The sequence below is a fragment of the Microvirga arvi genome (assembly GCF_016892765.1).
In the GTDB taxonomy this organism is placed as follows: Bacteria; Pseudomonadota; Alphaproteobacteria; order Rhizobiales; family Beijerinckiaceae; genus Microvirga; species Microvirga arvi.
This window is the reverse complement of record NZ_JAFEMD010000012.1, coordinates 19,587-37,125: the sequence shown is the minus strand read 5'-3', so window position 1 is coordinate 37,125 and position 17,539 is coordinate 19,587. Positions and strand designations below refer to the sequence as shown.

The 17,539-nt window shown below is 61.7% G+C and carries 15 protein-coding genes; 5 read left to right on the top strand and 10 right to left on the bottom strand.

The features are described 5' to 3' along the window. Window positions 1-78: 78 nt before the first annotated feature. Window positions 79-2,286: a glycogen debranching protein GlgX gene (glgX, locus tag ILT44_RS09600; RefSeq protein ID WP_204239346.1), complete on the top strand. Its 2,208-nt coding sequence runs from the start codon at window positions 79-81 to the stop codon at window positions 2,284-2,286. 22 nt (window positions 2,287-2,308) lie between these two features. Here the strand turns inward: glgX and glgA are convergent, their stop codons facing one another. From glgA to ILT44_RS09580, 4 genes are all read right to left on the bottom strand, one after another. Next, a complete protein-coding gene (gene glgA, locus ILT44_RS09595; protein WP_204239345.1) occupies window positions 2,309-3,757 on the bottom strand; it encodes a glycogen synthase GlgA in 1,449 nt (482 codons plus the stop codon). Continuing rightward, window positions 3,754-5,037, bottom strand: coding sequence for a glucose-1-phosphate adenylyltransferase (gene glgC / locus ILT44_RS09590; RefSeq protein WP_204239344.1), 1,284 nt, complete (start codon window positions 5,035-5,037; stop codon window positions 3,754-3,756). The genes glgA and glgC overlap by 4 nt, the downstream gene beginning before the upstream one ends. 149 nt (window positions 5,038-5,186) lie before the next feature. Continuing rightward, window positions 5,187-5,513 (bottom strand): DUF2934 domain-containing protein, encoded by a 327-nt coding sequence (locus tag ILT44_RS09585; protein WP_204239343.1) that lies wholly within the window; start codon window positions 5,511-5,513, stop codon window positions 5,187-5,189. A 195-nt stretch (window positions 5,514-5,708) separates the two neighbouring features. Further along, a complete protein-coding gene (locus tag ILT44_RS09580; RefSeq protein WP_204239342.1) occupies window positions 5,709-6,323 on the bottom strand; it encodes a DedA family protein in 615 nt (204 codons plus the stop codon). A 255-nt stretch (window positions 6,324-6,578) separates the two neighbouring features. Between ILT44_RS09580 and ILT44_RS09575 the strand changes: the two genes are divergently transcribed. Then, entirely contained in the window at window positions 6,579-7,970 is a 1,392-nt protein-coding gene (locus tag ILT44_RS09575; RefSeq protein WP_204239341.1) for a phospholipase D-like domain-containing protein, read from the top strand. A gap of 3 nt (window positions 7,971-7,973) precedes the next feature. On the opposite strand, the gene ILT44_RS09570 is transcribed toward ILT44_RS09575, so the two are convergent. After that, the gene (locus ILT44_RS09570; protein WP_204239340.1) at window positions 7,974-8,918 is read right to left on the bottom strand and encodes a lysylphosphatidylglycerol synthase domain-containing protein; all 945 of its coding nucleotides are present in this window, start codon (window positions 8,916-8,918) and stop codon (window positions 7,974-7,976) included. A gap of 100 nt (window positions 8,919-9,018) precedes the next feature. Further along, window positions 9,019-9,792, bottom strand: a complete 774-nt coding sequence (locus tag ILT44_RS09565; protein ID WP_204239339.1) for an endonuclease/exonuclease/phosphatase family protein — start codon at window positions 9,790-9,792, stop codon at window positions 9,019-9,021. A 473-nt stretch (window positions 9,793-10,265) separates the two neighbouring features. On the opposite strand from ILT44_RS09565, the gene serA reads away from it, so the two are divergent. From serA to ILT44_RS09550, 3 genes are all read left to right on the top strand, one after another. Next, complete coding sequence (serA, locus tag ILT44_RS09560; RefSeq protein ID WP_204239338.1) at window positions 10,266-11,513, top strand: phosphoglycerate dehydrogenase; 1,248 nt, start codon at window positions 10,266-10,268, stop codon at window positions 11,511-11,513. Between the two features lie 381 nt (window positions 11,514-11,894). Further along, entirely contained in the window at window positions 11,895-12,200 is a 306-nt protein-coding gene (locus ILT44_RS09555; RefSeq protein ID WP_204239337.1) for a hypothetical protein, read from the top strand. Window positions 12,201-12,399: 199 nt separating this feature from the next. Beyond that, window positions 12,400-13,011: a hypothetical protein gene (locus ILT44_RS09550; RefSeq protein WP_204239336.1), complete on the top strand. Its 612-nt coding sequence runs from the start codon at window positions 12,400-12,402 to the stop codon at window positions 13,009-13,011. On the opposite strand, the gene ILT44_RS09545 is transcribed toward ILT44_RS09550, so the two are convergent. The 4 genes from ILT44_RS09545 to ILT44_RS09530 are packed head-to-tail and all read right to left on the bottom strand — an operon-like array spanning window position 12,997 to window position 17,453. Further along, the gene (locus ILT44_RS09545; protein WP_204239335.1) at window positions 12,997-13,956 is read right to left on the bottom strand and encodes a Rossmann-fold NAD(P)-binding domain-containing protein; all 960 of its coding nucleotides are present in this window, start codon (window positions 13,954-13,956) and stop codon (window positions 12,997-12,999) included. The genes ILT44_RS09550 and ILT44_RS09545 overlap by 15 nt on opposite strands. 12 nt (window positions 13,957-13,968) lie before the next feature. Beyond that, the gene (locus ILT44_RS09540; protein WP_204239334.1) at window positions 13,969-14,931 is read right to left on the bottom strand and encodes a pyridoxal-phosphate dependent enzyme; all 963 of its coding nucleotides are present in this window, start codon (window positions 14,929-14,931) and stop codon (window positions 13,969-13,971) included. Beyond that, on the bottom strand, window positions 14,928-16,325 hold the full coding sequence (locus ILT44_RS09535; protein ID WP_204239333.1) for a M20/M25/M40 family metallo-hydrolase: 1,398 nt from the start codon (window positions 16,323-16,325) through the stop codon (window positions 14,928-14,930). The genes ILT44_RS09540 and ILT44_RS09535 overlap by 4 nt, the downstream gene beginning before the upstream one ends. 15 nt (window positions 16,326-16,340) lie before the next feature. After that, a complete protein-coding gene (locus ILT44_RS09530) occupies window positions 16,341-17,453 on the bottom strand; it encodes an aminotransferase class I/II-fold pyridoxal phosphate-dependent enzyme (protein WP_204239332.1) in 1,113 nt (370 codons plus the stop codon). Between the last annotated feature and the right edge of the window lie 86 nt (window positions 17,454-17,539).

The window sequence follows — 17,539 nt, the reverse complement described above, 5'->3', positions numbered from 1 at the left end:
AGCTTGGCTGGGACCTCCACAAAGCTTGTGCGTTGATAGAAAGTACCTTTTGCTCCGCTTGGATTTTTGAGATTTTCAATGAACGACAAGGTCGACATCCGCGAAGCTCCACCATCTCAGGTCGTCGCTCCGAATGTGAGGCGCACATCGCGTGTCAGAGAAGGACTGCCCTATCCTCTCGGTGCCACATGGGATGGCTTGGGCGTCAACTTCGCGCTCTTCTCCGCCAACGCCACGAAGGTGGAGCTCTGCCTGTTCGACCTGGAGGGCCGTCAGGAACTGGAGAGGATCGAACTTCCGGAATACACGGACGAGGTCTGGCATGGTTATCTGCCGGATGCCCGGCCCGGCACGACCTATGGCTATCGTGTCTACGGCCCCTATGAGCCCACAGCGGGCCACCGCTTCAACCCGAACAAGCTCCTGCTCGATCCTTACGCGAAGCAGCTTATCGGCGATCTGACCTGGAACCCCGCCCTCTTCGGATACACGATCGGATCGCCCGATGCGGATCTGTCCTTCGACAAGCGGGATAGCGCGCGGTTCATGCCGAAATGCCGGGTCGTCGAGTCGGCTTTCACCTGGGGGCGTGTGCGCCGGCCGCAGATCCCCTGGGAGCGCACGATCATCTATGAGACCCATCTGCGCGGCTTCACCATGCAGCACCCGGCTGTTCCAAAAGAGCTGCGCGGCACCTTCTCGGGCCTCATGCAGCATGAGGTGATCGAGTACATCAAGAACCTCGGCGTCACAGCCGTCGAGTTGCTGCCTATCCATGCCTTCGTAGATGACAGCTACCTCATCGAGAAGGGATTGCGGAACTACTGGGGCTACAACACGATCGGTTTCTTCGCGCCTCAACCGCGCTATCTCGCAACGCCCTTCGTCAATGAAGTGAAGGAGATGGTGAGCCATCTCCATGACGCGGGCATCGAGGTGATCCTGGATGTGGTCTACAACCACACGGCCGAAGGCAATGAGCTGGGACCGACCCTGTCGTTCAAGGGCATCGACAATGCCTCCTATTACAGGCTGGCCCCCGACAAGCGCTACTACATCAACGACACGGGCACGGGAAACACGGTCAATCTCAGCCATTCCCGCGTGCTCCAGATGGTCACGGACTCCTTGCGTTACTGGGCGCAGGAGGTGCAGATCGACGGCTTCCGCTTCGATCTCGCGACGATCCTAGGGCGGGAGCCGCATGGCTTCGAGGAGGACGGCCGCTTTCTCGACACCTGCCGGCAGGATCCAGCCCTCAGCCAGGTCAAGCTCATCGCGGAGCCCTGGGATTGCGGCCCCGGCGGCTACCAGGTCGGGCGTTTCTCTCCCGGATGGGCGGAGTGGAACGACCGCTACCGCGACACGGTCCGCGCCTATTGGAAAGGTGAGGACGGCAAGTTGCCGGAACTCGCTTCCCGCATCACCGCGTCGGCCGACATCTTCAACAAGCGCGGGCGCCGGCCCTGGGCCTCGGTGAACTTCATCACGGCCCATGACGGCTTCACGCTCAACGATCTCGTCTCCTACAACGAGAAGCACAACGAGGCGAACGGAGAGGACAACAAGGACGGACACGCCCATAACCTCTCTTTCAACCATGGCGTCGAAGGTCCGACCGACGATCCCGAGATCCGCGCGGTGCGGCAGCGCCAGATCCGCAACATGCTGGCCACCCTGCTCTTCTCGCAAGGCACGCCCATGCTGCTGGCCGGCGACGAGTTCGCCCGGACGCAGCAGGGCAACAACAATGCCTATGCCCAGGACAACGAGATCTCCTGGATCAACTGGGAGAGAATCGACGAGGACGGAGTCGAACTTCTTGAATTCACCCGCAAGCTGATCCAGCTGCGCCAGAACCTGCCGATCCTGCGGCGCGGGCGTTTCCTGTCAGGTGTCTACAACGAGGAACTCGACGTCAAGGACATAACCTGGCTCACGCCCTCCGGCGATGAGATGACCCCCGAGCACTGGGAGGATGCGAATGCCCGGTGCATCAGCATCCTGCTGGATGGCCGCGCCCAGCCGACCGGCATCCGCAGGCGCGGTACGGACGTGACGCTTCTTTTGATCCTGAACGCCTATCACGACGTGGTGAAATGCACGTTGCCGGAGGTGGTGGGCGGCGAGGCATGGATGTGCCACATCGATACGAACCAGCCGGATCTGGAAACCCCGACGGAATTCGGCTTCGGCAAGGTCTACACGGTCACGGCTCACTCTCTGCTGTTGTTCCAGCTGAAGCCCGCCAAGCAGCCGAAGCCTGAAAAGAGGAGGAGCGCCTGATAAGGCGCTCTACCGGTTGGCTTCACGTTGGACGGCAGGAGCGATAGAGGCCGGCATATTGCTTTGCAGGACGGCGCCAGCTCACGTCGGCGCTCATGCCGTTCGTCTGCAGGCGCTGCCAGGTGCTCCTGTCGCGCCACAGGGCTTTCGCTCGCTCGAAGGCATCGATCGCAGGACTGAGTGCGACAGGGCCGAACTGGAATCCCGTTGCGGCACCGATGGCGATGGCCATCTCGTTGGCATCGATGATCGTGTCCGCCAGTCCGCCGACTCGAGAGACGATGGGGACGCTGCCATAACGCATGGCGCAAAGCTGCGTCAGGCCACAGGGCTCGAACCGCGACGGTACGAGCAGGGCGTCGCTGCCGCCCTGGATCAGGTGAGCCAGCGCTTCGTCATAGCCGAAGAAGCACCCGACCTGACCGGGATAGACGATGCCGGCGGTCTTGAAGCTGTCCTCGAGGGTTTTGTCTCCAGCGCCCAGCAGAGCCAACTGCGCGCCGTCGGCAAGAAGTCTCGCAAGGCTTCCGAGCACAAGATCAAGACCCTTCTGTTCGGATAACCGGCTCACGACGCCGAAGAGCATCGACTCCGGGTCCTGCTTCAATCCCAGGCGCTTCTGCAAGGCGGCCTTGTTGACCGCCCGGACCTCAAGATGGTCACGGCTGTAAGTCCGCGCGAGATGGGCATCCGTGGCGGGATCCCAGGCCTTATCGTCGATGCCGTTGAGAATACCGGAGACGACATGCGAGCGCGCGCGCAGCAACCCGTCGAGTCCCATCCCCCCTTCGGGCGTCTGGATTTCCTTGGCGTAAGTCGGAGAAACCGTGGTGATGTGATCTGCGAGTTGAAGGCCCGCTTTCAGGAAACCGATCTGACCATAATACTCCACCCCGTCGACCGTGAACGTGCTCGCCGGCAATCCCAGCTCGAACAGCAGATCCGCTGGAAAGATGCCTTGGAAGGCGATGTTGTGGATCGTGATGATCGTTCCAGGGCGTGGGCTGTCGGTGAGGCTCAGGTAGGCTGGAACGAGGCCTGCCTGCCAGTCATGGGCATGAATGATGTCCGGCATGAAACCTGGCGCCAGCCCCTGTCCGATATCGGCGGCGGCTCGGGAAAGCGCCGCAAAGCGCCGGGCATTGTCCGGCCAGTCCTTGCCGTTCGGCGCGAGATAAGGAGAACCTGGCCTCTCGAAAAGATGGGCGGCATCGATGACGAACAGGTCGAGGCCCCCAGCCCTCCCGGACAGCAGATTGGCCGTTCCGCCGAAGAAGCTCGGATAGTGATGCACGACCTCTGAGCGTTGCAGAGCCTTCAGCACCGCCGGATAGCCTGGGACGAGCGTGACGACCGTCACGTCCTCGCGGGCCAGTGCAGCCGGCAGGGCTCCGGCGACGTCGGCCAGTCCGCCTGTCTTGATGATGGGAAAGACCTCTGACGCTACTGACAGAACGTTCAGAGGCTTCATTCCGCCAATCTCTCGATCATCGGTTTCGTGATGAGGCAGATGCCCCTCTCGGTACGGCGGAAGCGCTTGGCATCCTCCTCGGGATCCTCGCCCACGACCAGCCCGTCCGGGATACGCACACCGCGATCGATCACGACATCCTTCAGCCTCGCCCCCTTTCCGATGTCGACGTAGGGGAGAATCACGGCTCCCTCGACGGAGGCATGGGAATGGAGATGCACGCCCGTGAACACGAGCGACTGGCGCAGGGCTGCGCCCGACACGATGCAGCCGCTGGAGACGAGCGAGTTGATGGCATGCCCGCGCCGTCCTTCTTCGTCATGAACGAATTTCGCCGGCGGCCAGGTCTCCGAAAACGTGGAGATCGGCCAGTCCCGGTCATAAAGGTCGAGAGACGGAACGATCGCCGTGAGGTCGATATTGGCCTCCCAATACGCATCGACCGTTCCCACGTCCCGCCAATAGGCCTCTGCTTCACTCCCGCCCGCTTCGGCACCCGACCGTACACAGGATGTCGTGAAGCGATGCGCCACGGCTTTGCCGTGCTGAACCAGATAGGGGATGATATCCTTGCCGAAATCCCGGTTCGAGCCGGGCGTCTCCGCATCGCGCCGCAGCTGGTCGAAGAGGAACCTGGTGTTGAAGACGTAGATGCCCATGCTGGCCAGGGCTTTGTCCGGATTGTCGGGCATGCCCGGAGGATCGGCGGGCTTTTCGAGGAAGGAGATGATGCGGTCCGTCTCGTCGATCGCCATGACGCCGAAACCAACGGCCTCCATGCGCGGCACCTCGAGGCAGCCGACGGTCACGTCGGCTCCTGTGTCGACGTGCTGCCGCAACATGATCTCGTAATCCATCTTGTACACGTGATCACCGGCAAGGATGATGATGTATTCGGGATCGATGCTCGAGATGATGTCGATGTTCTGATACACCGCATCGGCCGTGCCTTCGTACCACATGGTCTCGGAGACACGCTGGCTGGCCGGGAGGATATCGAAGCTTTCATTCCGCTCTGCGCGAAAGTAGTTCCAGCCCCTCTGGAGATGGCGGATGAGACTATGGGCCTTGTACTGGGTTGCAACACCGATGCGCCTGATACCGGAGTTCAAGGCATTCGACAGGGCAAAATCGATGATCCGCGTGTTACCGCCGAAATAGACGGCGGGCTTGGCACGGATATCAGTCAGCTCCATCAAGCGACTGCCGCGCCCGCCAGCGAGAATGTAGGCCATGGCATGGCGGGCGAGAGGTGCGTAGGCGACGCTGGAATTCGGCAAGACCGGGTCCTCACTCAAAGGCAGCCACCTGCCCTGCTCTATAGACGCTGAAAACGGCCGCAGGTTCTTGGTGCGTGCTCGGCTTCAGTAGAGTTCCTGCCCCGCAGCCTTCGATCCTCAAGATCGAAGGCTTACCTCGTGAGTCTTGTTCAGGTCGTACGGGTCGTCCGCCTGCGTTTGGGCGCTGCGACGGGAGAGTCACCGCCGCCCTCATCCGTGGGAGCGGGGACCGGGCTGCGCTTCCTGCGTGTCTTGGGAACGGATGGGAGAACCTCATCAGCCGTCATGCTCGTCATGCCTAAGGGAGCGGGATCGATGAGCGGCAGAGGCTCATGATCCGACGATTGTTCACTCTCACCGAGGATCTCACGCTCGGCCTGGTACCAATATTCATCTGCCTGGCCAGGGAGGCTCCCGTGCCGCATCCAAAGTTCATAGGCCCGTTCGCGGATTCTTTGTTCAATCTGCTTGTCCATGGTCGCCCTTCAGTCCTGATGTCATGCCCCAGCCGATGAAACGCAAAAGAAGGCCAACGGGCCATCCTGCCGCCAGCGGCGCGCTCACCGATGCGAACTTGTGTAAATTATTAGGCGCGTCTCAGGATTGACAACGGCAGCAATCCGAATCCGATGCAAATCCCGCCCAGATTCCGGACGGGCCTCGCTAAAGTTTTAGGCGCCTTGTGACGTCTCGGGTGCCCTGAAGCAGATGACCCTGTACAGATACCACAGCGCCAAACCTCCAAAGACGACGTTCGATACAGGGTTCAGCCATTCCGAGACCTTCTCATATTGGCTCTCGAGGAGATATCCGGCGCCTGCGAGAAGAGCCGTCCAGAGTGCCGTTCCGAGAGAACTCCAGAGTAGGAATGTGGAGATGGGAATGCAGTTCACGCCGGCCGGGACCGAAATCAGGGAGCGGATCGCCGGGATCAGCCGGCCGAGGAAAAGAGCGAGCGCCTGATGGCGCGAAAAGAAAGCCCTGGCCTGATCGATCCCGTCGGGATGCATGGTCAGCCATCGTCCATGCTTGGCAGCGAAGCGCTTAAGCCGCTTCGGACCGATCCAGCGGCCGATCAGGAACCAGAAATAGGCTCCGGCGAGCGAACCGACCGTCCCTGACAGAACCACCCCGGCGAAGCTGAACGTTCCCTTGGCTGCGGAGAAACCGGCCAGAGGCATGATGACCTCCGACGGGATCGGCGGGAAGACATTCTCCAGCAGCATGAGCAGGGCGATGCCGAGGTAACCGGCCTTGTCGATGAGGCTGACGATCCAGTCGAACACGCTAATTCACCAAGATTGGAGAGAACAAAGCCTGCGATGCAGGTTCGGGCGTTCACGGGCAACGCTTTGGCGCCGCCCTGTTTCCCACCCGGAACCTTGGCCTCGGTCCCGGAGTTGGCAAGTAACTCTGTTGGGATTGTAGTGGACGTGCAGCTTCTGGAAGAATCGACGAGCCGGCAAGCACTTGAGCTCACCCGGGCAGCTGCGCGGCTGCCTGCGGGTCCCATTCTGCGTGCAGGACAGAATTGCTGGCGCGTGGCACAGGCCGAAAGGGCTTCGATCCTGGTCGACGGCGCGCCCTATTTCGCCTTCCTGGAAGCGGCCCTGCGCAAGGCGCGGCGTTCGATCCTCATCATCGGCTGGGACTTCGACGGGAGCATACGCCTGCGCCCGGGCGTGAGCGCCGAAGAATCGCCGCCTCTCGGCCCCCTGCTCCGCTCGCTCGTCGAGGCCAAGCCCGAACTCGAAGTCAGGATCCTGGTGTGGAGCGTTGCCGTCGTGCACGCCCCTGGTGCTCCTGGTCCGCTGATCTTCGGCGCCGATTGGCAGAACCACCCGCGGCTTCAGCTCAAGCTCGACACCCATCACCCGCTTTATGCCGCCCACCACCAAAAGATCGTCTGCATCGACGATGCGCTGGCCTTTGTCGGCGGCATGGATCTGACGGTCGAGCGCTGGGACACCGATCGTCACGCCTGCGATGATCCATGCCGCTCGCGGGACGATGGAAGCATCTACGAGCCCGTCCACGATCTTCAGATGGCGGTCGACGGCGAGGCTGCACGATCCGTTGCCGAGGTCGGCTATGGCCGCTGGAAATTCGCGACGGGCGAAGAGCTGAGCCCCACTGCGCCGGAGGGAGCCGATCCTTGGCCGGAGGACCTTGCTCCCAACTTCACCGACGTGCCCGTCGCCATCGCCCGCACCTATCCGGCCTGGGGCGACCAGCCGGCCGCACAAGAGGTGGCGGCGCTGACGCTGGATGCGCTCTCCGCTGCGAGGAATAGCATCTACATCGAAGCGCAGTACATGACGGCTCCGCAGATCGGCGACGCTCTCGAGCGCCACTTGGCTGATCCCGATGGACCCGAGATCGTCGTGATCCAAACCCACGAATCCCATGGCTGGGCCGAAGAACTGGTCATGGGCAGCAACCGGGACCGGTTGATCCGGCGCCTGCGCAAATGCGACCGGCACAACCGCCTGCGCGTCTATTATCCGGTCATTCCCAATGGCGAAGGCAGGGAATGCCAAGTCCTGATCCATTCCAAGCTCATCATCGTTGATGACGTGTTCCTGCGCATCGGCTCCTCGAACCTGAACAACCGTTCGATGGGTCTCGACAGCGAATGCGACCTCGCCATCGAGGCCGCAACCGAGGAAGAGCGCCGGACCATCGCCCGCCTGAGAGAGCGCCTCATTGCCGAGCATCTGGAGACGCGACCGGATACGTTCGCCGAAGCTCTGACGCGTGCAGACGGATCCATCATTCGGGCCATCGACGAGCTCAATACCGGAACACGGGGGCTGCGCCCCTTCCAGGCCATGTCGGATGAGGGGCCGGATGTGCCGGCACCGGGAACAGGACTCCTGGACCCGCCTGAACCCTTCGAGCCTCTTGCGCTGTTCCGGCGCCGCAGAGATTGAAGCCTAGGCCTTCGCGGCAAACTGATCGTCTCTGCCGTAAGACGTTTCCCTGCGTCGGTAGACCAGCTCCGTCACGGCAAGAAGAATGCCGCCCAGGCCAAGGGGCACGAGGAAATAGACGAAGCGGAAAACCAGGAGTGGGCCGATCAGGTCGCTTTGCGGCAGAAGATACATGACGACGCTCTCGATCACGCCAAGACCTCCCGGCACATGGCTGACAAGCGCTGTCGCGTTGGCGATCACATAAACCGACGCCACGCCGAGATAGGCGACGTCGGCGACCGCCGCGAGCGCCTGATGAAGGCAGGCAGCCACGAAGGCGAAGTTGATGGATCCGATCAGGACTTGGCCGATCGCGAGGCGAAAGGCTGGAATTTCGAGCGACCAGCGACGGATTCGCAAAGGCCTGCGCACGAAGAGGGATAGGGCCAGATAGATCGTCGGAACGGCGAGGCAGCCCAGACCCAGGGCGATGACGGCAGGTTCCGTCAGGCCCGTGATCTCCACGGCAAGGCGGGACCGCAGCAGCAGGGCTGCGCCGCCCAGGGTCAGCAGGCCGAGACCTACGGTCACCCCACAGAAGACAATGACCTTCGCAACCTCGCCGGCTCCGAGGCCCCAGCGGCTGTAGAAGCGATAGCGCACCGCGCCGCTGCTTAGAGCGGCCAAACCGATGTTGTGGCCGAGGGAGAGAGCCGTGAACGAAGCCAAGGCCGCCTTCGGATAAGGAAGCGCCCTGCCGACATAGCGCAGGGCCAGATAGTCGAAGAACGTCAGAGACAGATAGCTTGCAGCCGCAAAGCCGGCGGCGGCCAGGAGCCGTGGAGCAGGAACCGCAGAGACGGCAGCGACGAGTTGCTCCAGGCTGTAGCGGCTCAGCGTGCGGTAGAGAAGAAAGGCCGCAAGGCCAATGGCAGCCGCAGCGATCAGATACTTCCAGTTCCGCATTCCCTCTCCTCATCCGCGTCGCAGCCGCTCGAAGCAGCGCTTCGTAGAACACAACGCCGTGAGAGGGCCTGCGATCCGCCAAGTTGTTACACAATTCTCCTCAATCCTGTGCAAAGGCCATGCTGGTCTTCTGCGCTCGGCCAAGAACGATCTGGAAGTCGACCAGAAGCGGCAGATGATCGGAGGCGATGCGGGCCAGAGGAGTCTTTACGGTTTCGACCCGCAGGACCCGGATCTCGCGGCTGACGAAGACATGGTCGATGCGCAGCATCGGCAGACGAGACGGAAAGGTCGCCTTGGGGCGGGCAAGACGAGCGTGTGCCTGCGCATCCCCAAGGTGCGAGGCCAGGCGCTGATAGGCGCGCGACCGCGGCGTGGCGTTGAGATCGCCCACCAGGATCACCGGTTTCCGGCAGGCTTGATGACCGAGCCAGTGCGGGCCCAGCAGAGTATTGACCTGAGCAAGCCGCTCATGCCGGCGCAGGCCCAGATGGGTGTTGATGATCTGGACGTCGATGCCCCCGAAGTTGACGCAGGCCCACAGGGCGCCCCTTGGCTCGAGGCGTGGCTTGCCCGGCAACCCCGGCAGCGCCTCCGCCTTGACGAGCTCTGAGGGTCTATGGGTCAGGATGGCGTTGCCGTACTCTTCTTCGAGCACGCGCATGCTGGCATGAAAGTGCACATGCATCCCGAGTGCCTGGGCAATCGCATGGGCTTGGTCGATCCCCCCGGAGCGGGCCCGTCCGACGTCGAGCTCCTGAAGCGCCACCGCGTCAGGCTCATAGGCTGCAATCACATCGGCAATGCGCGCGGGGGATAATCGACCGTCCGTCCCGAGGCAGCGGTGCACGTTGTAGGTCAGGATCCGTGGCACTGCGCCCCCTGTTGACACACCTCCAGGCGGAGCATCCTGCCCCACCGGCTCGTTCTCATGCGGTTGGAGCCAGAACTCTTTTCAGCGGGGGTTGGATCCATCCAAGCTCGGCTTTTTTGTCCTGGGACACATCCGGAGGTCTGGGCATTCCATAGCGAAGTCAAAGGCTTGGAGAGGGATAATCGGTCAGAAGCCAGCGGCTTGGCAGACAAGGAACGGGAGCCGTGCGTACATCCGGCAACGGCTCCCGCTTTCTGGACCGGCTACAGCTGCAACCGGATTCAGCCATCATAGGCCAAGTGCCGTTCCACAGGGCAGAGCATAGGAGGTAGGGGACCTCACCCGGACGAGGGCGCTGCTGTCAGGGACGCTGAAGGAGCCCGCACTCGCCGAAGCGGAGGGGTGCAAGAAAAAGGATTCCCGCTCCGGCTCGGGCGCGCTATGGCATGCCGGTGGAAGGCAATGGAGCTTGCATGTCCGAAATGTTCTCCCTTCAGAAAGACAAGATTCGCGTTCTCCTGCTCGAAGGAGTGAACGACAGCGCGGTCGATCTGATCAAGGCAGCCGGCTACACCAACCTGACCTCTCTCAAGACCGCTCTGGATGAGGATCATCTGATCGAAGCCTTGCAGGGTGTCTATCTCCTCGGCATTCGCTCCCGCACCCAGTTGACCAGCAAAGTCCTGGAGGCCACCAACCGCCTGATCGCCGTCGGCTGCTTCAGCGTCGGCACGAACCAGGTCGATCTGGAGGCTGCCCGGCATGCAGGCATCCCCGTCTTCAATGCTCCTTTCTCCAACACGAGAAGCGTGGCGGAACTTGTGATCGGAGAGATCGTCATGCTCCTGCGACGCACCTTCCCCAAATCCGCGGCCGCCCATGCGGGCCAATGGGACAAGTCCGCCACCGACAGCCACGAGGTTCGCGGCAAGACCCTTGGAATAGTCGGCTATGGCAATATCGGCTCGCAGCTCTCCTACTTGGCGGAAGCCATGGGCATGCGCGTCATCTTCTTCGATCAGACCGACAAGCTTCGGCATGGCAACACGGAGCCTGCCGACAGCCTGCACGAGCTGCTGAGCCAGAGCGACGTTGTCAGCCTGCACGTTCCCGAGACGCCGGCGACCCATGGAATGATCGGCAAGGCCGAGATCGCCGTCATGAAGAAAGGCTCCTACCTCATCAACAACAGCCGCGGCACGGTCGTCGATCTTGAGGCTCTGGCCGTAGCCTTGAGAAGCGGCCACCTACGGGGTGCCGCCGTGGATGTGTTTCCCGTGGAGCCGGCCTCCAACAAGGACCCCTTCCTCAGCCCGCTCCAGGGGCTCGACAACGTTATCCTGACACCTCACATCGGTGGATCGACGGAGGAAGCACAGGAGCGCATCGGGGCCGAAGTGGCGAAGAAGCTCATTGAGTATTCCGATGTAGGCACGACCGTTGGCGCCGTGAACTTTCCTCAGGTTCAGCTGCCGTCGCGGACTGTCGGAACGCGCTACATCCATGTGCACAGGAACGTCCCCGGCATGCTTGGACGCCTCAACAACGCCTTCTCGCAGCGCGGGCTCAACATCACGGCTCAGCATCTGCAGACGGATGGCGAACTCGGCTATGTGGTGATCGAGGCGGAAGGGCTACCCGAACAGAGCAGGGAAACCCTTGAGGAGATCCGCGCCTTGGAGGGAACCATCCGCGCCCGCCTGCTGTATGCGCGTGGATAAGCCGTCTGGCGGTCTTCCTGAAGTCATCTTGCTCAAGGCATGGTACCGTTGATCGCACCTTCCTGTGAGGTGCAGAATAGGTCCACCGTTCGGAGCGAGACTGGAAACGTGATTGGCAATGTTCAGGTGCAGCTACGTCATCTCCTGCAGAAGGCAGTGACTACGCTTACCCGTGCCATAGGGTTTCCTCGTATCGTTGCAGATGGATCGGAGCCTACCCTGGGACAGACCTCATCACCGACAGCAGCCTTGGCGTCGGATGAGGACCATAAGGTTTCATCCGTGTCACCCGTGATGAGACAAACCCTAAGCAGCCAATCGAGTGCCGATCCGGACGGTGCCCGCCCCTCAATCCATGATCAACTGGGACGCTTCAGCGACATGAACACCTCTATGGACACCTTGGCCGAGCAGATGCTGACCTTGGTGGAAATCGTCTCGGCCCAGGAGAGGGACATCAAGGCGCTCAAGGAGCAGTGCCGCAAGCTTGAGGAGCACGATCAGGCGATCGCCGTTGCGTTCTCGACCTTCTTTCACGTTCTCTCGGCAGGGCGCGTCGCCAAGCTGAGCGAGATTGCCGCGATCCTGAACAACATCATCAAGATCGCCGAGCAGGAAGGCCGCCCTGCCGCCTCCATCAAGTTCCTTCAGGATCTTGCCGACATGCTTCCCGAGGAACAGCGCTGATCTGCTCCCAGCCCCTTTGTTCCTCGACTGTCTGATCAGGATGCCGGAGAGTTACACCTCGTTTAAGCATCCGTTAACCGCACTGCCTCAATCTGCACAAAGCGCCATATCGGATTCGCCGAGTGCCTCGGCTTGAAGAATGGGTCCATCGCCTTGCTGTCTCTGACTGCTGGCGGACCAAAGGCGAAGGAAGCTGTAGATGTCGACGGACAGGGCTGAGTCTGGGGTCGAGGCTGCGATTAAGAGACATCTTGCCAAGTCTTATCAGCAGAGAACGACCGCAGCTTATATCCGCGACCGCATCACGGACAGCTTCCAGCCTGACGAACTTCGGATCGAGCAAGACAATCAGCCCCCGGCCCTCGCCGCCCTTCAGCGAAGGATCATCGCCGCCTTCTCGCCCATCGAGCGGGAAGGCGACATCCCGGACCGATCTGCGGATCTAGCCGCTCTCAAGCGGACTCTTGAGCGCCAGCGCAGTGCTCCTTCCAGGCCGGATCAGAAGCATCTGCTCGCACATGCCAAGAGTCAGTTGCTCATCGAACGGCAGCAGCTTTTTCTCAAGAACGAATTCACCGAAGGCTTCGGTCGGCTCGAAATCTGGGCCCTGTCGATCGCAATCCTGACCCTTTTACTGCTGAATGTCGTCAGTGTCTTCTGGGGGCTGCCACTCTTTGCACTCAGCATTGGGAGGGCCTGGCATCTCGACAGGCAATGCAAGCGCCGCCTTGCGAAGATCTCGGAGATCGATGCCTTGCTCGAGCGGATCGAGCATGCACCTTGCGAAGGCGCTGATCTAAGACTGGCCTAAGACAGCCGAGGCAATCGCGATATCCTGGATAGCCAGTCCCGAGAACGTCGAGACGGTCACCTGTCCCGCTGCCGTGCGGCCCTTGGCCGTTCCCTGGACGATCTCTCCGATCTCCGCGATGCGGCCCATGGCCGTGTCATCCCCGCCATAGGCATGCCAGAGCTCGCCCCGCGATCGGCCCTGGATCCTGCTGTCCGTCACGACGAGATCGGCTCGCGTGATGATGGCTGGGTCCAGCTCCTGCTTGTCGGCACTGTCAGCGCCGATGGCCGTGATGTGCGTGCCGGGGTGAAGATCGGACCATTGCAGAAGAGGATTCTGGCTCGCCGTCGCGGTAATGATCAGGCGACAGCGGGAGGCAACCTCCGCAGGTGAATGCACCGCCTCGATGATGAAGCCTTCATCCCGCATCCTCTGAGAATAGGCTGAAGCCCGCTCGGGATTGCGCCCCCAGATCACGATGCGCCGGCATGGCCGGACCGACTGAAGCAGCCGCACCTGAAGTTCGGCCTGGATGCCGGTCCCAAGCACGCCAATCGCGTCGATCCGCTCAGGAGCGAGGTATTTGGCGGCAACCGCCCCTGCCGCCGCCGTGCGCAGATCCGTCAGGTGCCCTCGGTCGTTGAGAACGGCCGCCAGCTCTCCGGTCTCCTTTCTGAAGACCAGCAGGAGACCATCGCTGCTGCTCAGGCCGCGTTCGGGATTATGCCAGAAGCCTGACGCGATTTTGACCACATAAGTGTCGCCGCCTTTCAGGTAGCCGTACTTGATGTGAACCTCTCCGGGCGGGCTCTCGAACAGCAGTTCGCCCGGAGGCGGGACGACAGCCTCGCCCCGGGAGAAGGCTGCAAAAGCTTCCTCCATCAGCCGGACCAGATCGAGCCCTCTCAGGCGCTGCTCGATTTGCGATCGATCGAGAAAGGTGATCGGGCTCGGCGCAATCATCGTCGTTTGGTCCTAACCGCCGAGAACAGAAAAGATCTTGTCACGGTCGAAGTTCGCTCCACAGAGCACGACCACATTCCTCTGTCCCCTGCAACGCTCCGCAACCTTGAGGAGCCCGGCCAGGGCAAGAGCGGCCGCACCCTCCACGATCTGGTTCTCCTTGAACGCGAGATCCCTGAGAGCATCGGCAATCTCGGTTTCCGTGCAGGTGACGACCTCGTCGACAACGGAAACGGCAAGCGGCAGCGTGATGCTGTCCTCGTCCATGCCTCCTGCGACGCCATCCGCGAGCGTATCGTGATGCTCCGTCTCGACGATACGCCCGGCGATCATGGAGGCTGCAAGCGTAGCCGAACTCTGAGCCGCCACACCGTAGACCCGCGTGTTGGGGCTGAAAGCCTTCAGCACGGAGCCGATGCCGCCGATCAGTCCGCCACCGCCCATGGCGATGAAGATGTTGTCGATGCCCTCTGCCTGTTCGAGCAGTTCCAACCCGATGGTCCCCTGCCCTGCGACGATCTCGGGATCGTTGTAGGGAGACACGTAGACGAGGCCTCTGGCCTCCGCTTCCTTCTGCGCGTGAAGCTCGGCCAAGCCACTTTCCGCGCCGTGCAGGACAACATCCACGTTGAAGGAGCGGATGCGGTCGAGCTTAGCCCGAGCCACGGTTTCTGGCAGAACGACAGTCAACGCCTGACCGATCGATGCGGCCGCTTGCGCCGAGGCGATCCCGTGGTTGCCCGACGATGCGGTGATGACACCGCGGTCGATGCCGAGCGATGTCATCTTGCTCGCAGCACCTCGGATCTTGAAGGAGCCGGTGAGCTGAAAGTTCTCTGCCTTGAAGAAGACCGATGAACCGGCCTCGCGACCGATCTGACGGGAAGGAAGCAAGGGCGTTTCATAGATGTGACTGCGGATGCGCCGGCGCGCCTGCACCGAGCGCGCGGCAGCCTCGAGAACGATGCTGATCATGGCCTCTCTCCGTTCGATGCTTGCGCCGCTTTCGATTGCAGACTGTACTCCATCCGGGATGCTTGCTCCGAGAATTTTTGGAAGAGAGCGGCAGAGCATTCGATCATGGTCTCGAACTGATCGACGATGATGTTCTCGTTCGGCGAGTGGAGCATTGCCCCATGGTGTGTGATGCCGATGCCGACGATCTCTGCGCCGAGCTGCTCGACGAAAGGATGGGCCGTGCCTGACGCCGGCGAGCTCGGCTGCACGATCGCTGGCAACCCGAAATGCGCTTCCAGGACTTCCTTGGCGTCCTGAACGAACCAATGATCGGTTGCCGATCTGACCGGCTTCACATTCGCATCGTGGACGATGAGTTCGATGTCATCGAAGCCGTGCCGGTCGAGATGCGCGCGTAGAAGCGCAACAATCTGCTGTGGCTGCTGGTCGGGCACGAGGCGGAAATCAATCTTGACGGAGCCCTCCGCCGGCAGGACGGTTTTCGCGCCTTCGCCCGCATAGCCGCCGGAGAAGCCATTGACGTTCATGCATGGCTCGAAATTGATCGCATGATAAAAACCTGTCGCGTCGATGCCGTTCAGAAGCCGCTGCGCGCCCGTCGTCTCTACCAAGCTCTCAAAAGAGAACGGAGGGGTGCCGGCGAGTTCCTTTTCCCTGCTCGCAAGCGGTCTGACGGCATCATAAAAGCCCTCGATCTGGACGCGTCCTGACCCGTCGCGCAAGGAAGCCGTTGCGGCCGCAAGCCTCCACAGAGGATTGTCGAAAACGGCCCCAAGGCTCGAATGCAAATCCGCTCTGGCCGTCTTGGCGCGAAGCTCGACCGCCATCACGCCCTTGAAGCCGCAGAGGATGATGGGGCGGCCGGTTGCATCGATCTCGCCATATTCCCACCAGCAGACATCGACTGTCTCGCCCTGAAAGCGCCGTTTCAGGAAGGCTTCGAGCGACGGACTGCCGATCTCTTCCTCACCATCGACGAGCCAGATGAGCCGGAACGGCAAGGGGCCAGGCTGCCGCTCCCGGAACAATCGCCAACCCGCAAGACGGCTGACGAACTCTCCCTTGTCGTCTGCCGCCCCGCGTCCATACCAGCGGCCATCGCGCTCGGACAGCTCGAAGGGAGGGCTGTGCCACAGGGGCAGCGGATCCTCGGGCTGCACGTCGTAATGATTGTAGACCATGACGGTCAGAGGACCGCTGCCGATCTCCCCCACCACGAAGGGGCCGATCTCGCCGGGATGAATCTCCGTGCTGAACCCAGCCTCGGCCAGTAGAGCCCGAACGGCATGGGCGCACTCGGAGAGCTTCTCTCCGCGTGCGCTGACGGATGGAATGGTGACGAGGCTGCGGAGTTCTTGCCTTGCCTGCAGGAGATGATCCTTGGACGGCATTGCCTTGAACCCGCTTCAAGCCAAGCCACGGCGGACGAGAAACCTGTCTAGACGGGCTAAGCCTTCCAGCAGATGCTCGGCCTTCACGCCAATGCCGATGCGGATGTGGTTCTCGATCCCGAACCAGCTACCGGCAACGACGAAGACACTTTCTTCTTCTCGTAACTCGTTGGACAGTGCCTCGGACGGCATGTCGAAATCGTAGCGGAGAAATGCCATTCCTCCTGCAGCCGGACGCTGCCAGGACCAACGATTTTGCTTTCCGACCCAGCGCTCAACGATATCCGCATTTTCGCGCAGCAGGGCCCTTCCTCTCGCAAGGATGCGTTCACGGTTCTTCGGCTCCATCACGGCGGCACCCACGATCTGGCTCAAGATGCCGCTGCCGATGGTGGTATAGTCCTGCCGCTTGGCAGCCTCCCCGACCACTTCCTCAGGGCCGACAATCCATCCGAGACGCAACCCAGGGCAGGCAAAGGATTTCGACAGGCTGCTGGTGACGATGACGCGCGCGTATCGACCGTAGAACGTTTCCGTCTCCGCTCCGTCGATCTCCCCACCGCGATAGATCTCATCGACCAGCAGCCAGGCCCCTGTCCTGCCCGCCACCTCCAGCAATGCCTCGCGGCTCCGGGGCGAGAGAACGGCACCCGTCGGATTGCCGGGATTGGTCACGGCGATCAGCTTCATGTCGCTCGCAGCCTTCGCGAGCGCATCCGGATCGATCTGCCATCCCTGATCGGGCATGAGAGACAGCCGTTGAACATCCATTCCCAGGGCCCGTCCGAGGCCATCGACCTGCATGAAGTTCGGAACCGCGAAGAGTACCTTGTCGCCGGGATCGACCATCGCCATCAGCGCGATCATCGTCGCCTCCGAGGAGCCGTTGGTCACCAGCACGTTGGAGGCCGAAGCACCCGGATACCAGCCTGCAATCGCCGATCTCAGATCCGGCCGTCCATCCGTCCAGCCATAGCCGAGCGGCAGTTGCAGGAGTGCCTGCGCCGCATCCGCAGGCATGATCTCCTCGATGGTGCAGGGATGCACCCCGCTCTCCGTGAGATTGATCTCGACGCCGTTCTCGAAGAGCGTCTGGTTCCGTTCCATGAGGAAGGTATCGAACTGCACGATTGCTCCAATGCGGGATGACAGCGCTCCGGCGCCGAACGGATCCGGACCATGGCAGGAGAGGTTTTGAACCGTCAAGTCCAATT